At 41.4% G+C, this 3795-nt stretch carries 2 protein-coding genes and 2 CRISPR repeat arrays; of the genes, one reads left to right on the top strand and one right to left on the bottom strand.

All coding sequences use genetic code 11. The features are described from left to right. Positions 1-80 precede the first annotated feature (80 nt). Complete coding sequence (locus tag BGL89_RS16725; RefSeq protein WP_353743952.1) at positions 81-281, top strand: CRISPR-associated endonuclease Cas2; 201 nt, start codon at positions 81-83, stop codon at positions 279-281. 233 nt (positions 282-514) lie between these two features. Further along, positions 515-2575: a CRISPR direct-repeat array (repeat unit 37 nt; unit sequence GTTCCAATTAATCTTAAGCCCTACTAGGGATTGAAAC). Positions 2576-2675: 100 nt separating this feature from the next. Beyond that, a CRISPR array of direct repeats spans positions 2676-3005; the repeat unit is 37 nt. Between the two features lie 360 nt (positions 3006-3365). Here the strand turns inward: BGL89_RS16725 and BGL89_RS16720 are convergent. Further along, positions 3366-3635, bottom strand: coding sequence for a lipopolysaccharide assembly protein LapA domain-containing protein (locus tag BGL89_RS16720; RefSeq protein ID WP_286826666.1), 270 nt, complete (start codon positions 3633-3635; stop codon positions 3366-3368). Positions 3636-3795 lie beyond the last annotated feature (160 nt).

The raw sequence follows: 3795 nt of genomic DNA, 5'->3' as shown, positions 1-3795 counted from the left end.
GTCACGACTACACATCTGATTTTCCGCTTACCAATCAGTTTAACACAAAGCCGTCCTAAAAGGACGGGGTTTTAACCCAAATTTTCGATAAGCGACGAGCCAAAATTCACAATACGTTAAAATCCTATACCCAGTACGCTAAGCTGCGCGGGCGCTTGAGTAAGTTGATCAAACCCGATACCGATAGCATCCGCTTTTATTTCCTCTGCGCCTGTTGTCGGGGTAAAGTGGAACGTATCGGTGGTGAGTTACCCCGGGATAATACGATTTTTTTTGTTTAGCTCGGTTGCGCTTCGGGGTAGCTGTAGGAATCCTTAACTATTATCTGGTGGCTGAAAAGCTTATGGAATATAAATTCGAGATGATTTTCCTTTCCAACGCGGGGCGCACCTTATCCCGTAAGGTTTTGCGGGGTCTTGAAGAACTGGGTCACTTGCTGTACAATGGGTTTATTGCGAGTGCGGCGCATACGAACCTTGAAAACCCCATAGCGTATAGCTTTTACCAGTGGGCGGTTCCAATTAATCTTAAGCCCTACTAGGGATTGAAACCTTTAGGGGAAACCCCGATCATAGTTTTTGAAAATGTTCCAATTAATCTTAAGCCCTACTAGGGATTGAAACAACTATCTGGGAGAATCTTTTTTGAACAAGTGTACTACTGTTCCAATTAATCTTAAGCCCTACTAGGGATTGAAACTGCACGGGATAGGATTAGTGGCAATCATTTTGCCAGGTTCCAATTAATCTTAAGCCCTACTAGGGATTGAAACTGAGATCGGAAGTTTTCCTACCCAGCCAGGGGAAGTGTTCCAATTAATCTTAAGCCCTACTAGGGATTGAAACAGGAGTGCCTATTCCTATCCCATATTTGACATTTGTTCCAATTAATCTTAAGCCCTACTAGGGATTGAAACTTGTAACCGCGCCAAGCCAACCAAGTCATACGGGTTCTAGTTCCAATTAATCTTAAGCCCTACTAGGGATTGAAACTCGGATATATTATTTTTTAATATAAACCTTAGTAATGTTCCAATTAATCTTAAGCCCTACTAGGGATTGAAACAGTTTCATAAAGGTTTTGGTGGCAAAACTTTATTGTTCCAATTAATCTTAAGCCCTACTAGGGATTGAAACAAAAAAAATAATTGATTATTCCTTGTTAACATGGTGTTCCAATTAATCTTAAGCCCTACTAGGGATTGAAACCTGTTTTCCTCATTTTAAACCGCCAACCGTCCCAGTTCCAATTAATCTTAAGCCCTACTAGGGATTGAAACAGATGCAAAGGTATCAGAAGCGGCCATGTCAAGGGTTCCAATTAATCTTAAGCCCTACTAGGGATTGAAACTATCACGGTCCTACAGGCAATCTGTGATAGGTACGGTTCCAATTAATCTTAAGCCCTACTAGGGATTGAAACCCTGTAGACGAGCGAATTAATAACAATGGCCTCGTTCCAATTAATCTTAAGCCCTACTAGGGATTGAAACTGACTGTCGCTGCCATTGTAAACTCGGATTGAGCGTTCCAATTAATCTTAAGCCCTACTAGGGATTGAAACCCATTAACTCGGTTTCGACGGTGAACCCACCAGTGTTCCAATTAATCTTAAGCCCTACTAGGGATTGAAACTTGCGCTTAAAGCACAAGCAAATATTCCAGTGGAGTTCCAATTAATCTTAAGCCCTACTAGGGATTGAAACTTGAATTTGGCATCAACTATTAATAACAATATTGTTCCAATTAATCTTAAGCCCTACTAGGGATTGAAACAATTGACAACCGGGATATTGGTCAGTTTGTCGGCGGTTCCAATTAATCTTAAGCCCTACTAGGGATTGAAACTGTTTATCCAGTATCGTTTTTCGTGTCTCTTCGTGTTCCAATTAATCTTAAGCCCTACTAGGGATTGAAACCAGCGGCTAAACTTCACGCCAGAACCTACATCAACTGTTCCAATTAATCTTAAGCCCTACTAGGGATTGAAACCGAAACCAACAGCGCCCCCGACGACCCCGACAACCCCTGTTCCAATTAATCTTAAGCCCTATTAGGGATTGAAACTAATGATGCAGATCGGCGACGGGCAACGCGAGAAGTTCCAATTAATCTTAAGCCCTATTAGGGATTGAAACATTACCAAGGATTGGGTTGAACAATCTGACCATGAACAAGAGGTTCCAATTAATCTTAAGCCCTATTAGGGATTGAAACCTCTAATTGGCTGGTAGCCATCAGGAACCGCTTCGTGTTCCAATTAATCTTAAGCCCTATTAGGGATTGAAACGCCTAAAGAAAGGGGACGGATGGTGTGGACAGGAGTTCCAATTAATCTTAAGCCCTATTAGGGATTGAAACTTCCATACCTTTGCATGGCAACCTCGGCTAAATAGTTCCAATTAATCTTAAGCCCTATTAGGGATTGAAACGGCATCTTTACTCGGACTGTACGAAGCCATAGGGCGTTCCAATTAATCTTAAGCCCTATTAGGGATTGAAACTGTGAAGAAATAATACTGCTTTCTATCGGTCGTCTGTTCCAATTAATCTTAAGCCCTATTAGGGATTGAAACTGGTGAAACGAGTAGGATTGGGGAAAGGAGTAGGTTCCAATTAATCTTGCCCTATTAGGGATTGAAACTGGTGAAACGAGTAGGATTGGGGAAAGGAGTAGGTTCCAATTAATCTTAAGCCCTATTAGGGATTGAAACTTGATTTATTTCATTGACAATTTGCGCTGTGTCAGTTCCAATTAATCTTAAGCCCTATTAGGGATTGAAACTGATAACGCCCTGATTCTACAGGGTGAGCAGTGGGCCGGGAGTTCCAATTAATCTTAAGCCCTATTAGGGATTGAAACTTTCAATGGGTTTGGTGGGATTACCAGACACTTCTGGTTCCAATTAATCTTAAGCCCTATTAGGGATTGAAACTAACAAGAGAATCTCTCGAAAAAACCATGAATGGTTCCAATTAATCTTAAACCCTACTAGGGATTGAAACTTCCGTCTAACCCAAAGTGCCAGCGATTGGAGTGATTGGGGGGAAAATTCAGGGACTTTTTCCCTGAAAATTAGGTAATTTACCAGATGAAAATCGCTAAAACCCTACACCCCACACCCTACCCCCACGAAAAACTTTTTGCCGCAAATCCTACTTATGAGGACAGGCACTCATGCAAGAGGCACTGATGCAAAAGGGGGAATAAATAATCAGTCTTTAATAACTGGATTTAGTGTTATACGCTAGGGCGGATTCAAGCTCAGTCTGGTACATCTTCTAAGTGGAAAGGCTTATCCAATAAGGAGTTGTCCGTGCCAGATGGATAGAGGAACCGCCGTATTTAGATGCTGAACAGCTTATCTAAAAATCAAACTCGTCTAACCCCGGTTGTGGGGGAAAGCGACTGCGAGGAGATTTTTTCGACTTTCTCAAAAAAGCGGGGATAAATGCGGCCATAAAAAATCCAATTCCCAAAGAAAAAGCCAATAAAACACCGATAGGTACTTTAATTGACTCAAATTGTAGAAACTTTAAAGAAACTGGTTGGATATTTTGAATAGCAAAAACTGCCATGGTCATAATCCAGCCGCCGACAATAGCACTAGCTAAAAAATTACTAATTGTATTCATGCTTGTCCTCGCCATGTTTGTGGGAGATTTTTTCAGGTTTTGTAGGCTAATTTCGCAGTTAGCTCCCTATTAATAGTTACTAATTCTGTACGCAAACGTCGCACTTTGAATCAGCTTTGTACGCTTTGACCCGTACAGGGCTAACTACAAGCCTCTCTAT

Origin of the sequence: Microcystis sp. LSC13-02 (assembly GCA_002282935.1) — a bacterium.
In the GTDB taxonomy this organism is placed as follows: Bacteria; Cyanobacteriota; Cyanobacteriia; order Cyanobacteriales; family Microcystaceae; genus Microcystis.
This window is presented reverse-complemented; position numbering and strand designations above follow the sequence as displayed.

Coding starts and splice junctions, on each gene's coding strand:
- BGL89_RS16720 (WP_286826666.1), bottom strand. CDS start 3,635: ATGAATACAATTAGTAATTTTTTAGCTAGTGCTATTGTCGGCGGCTGG.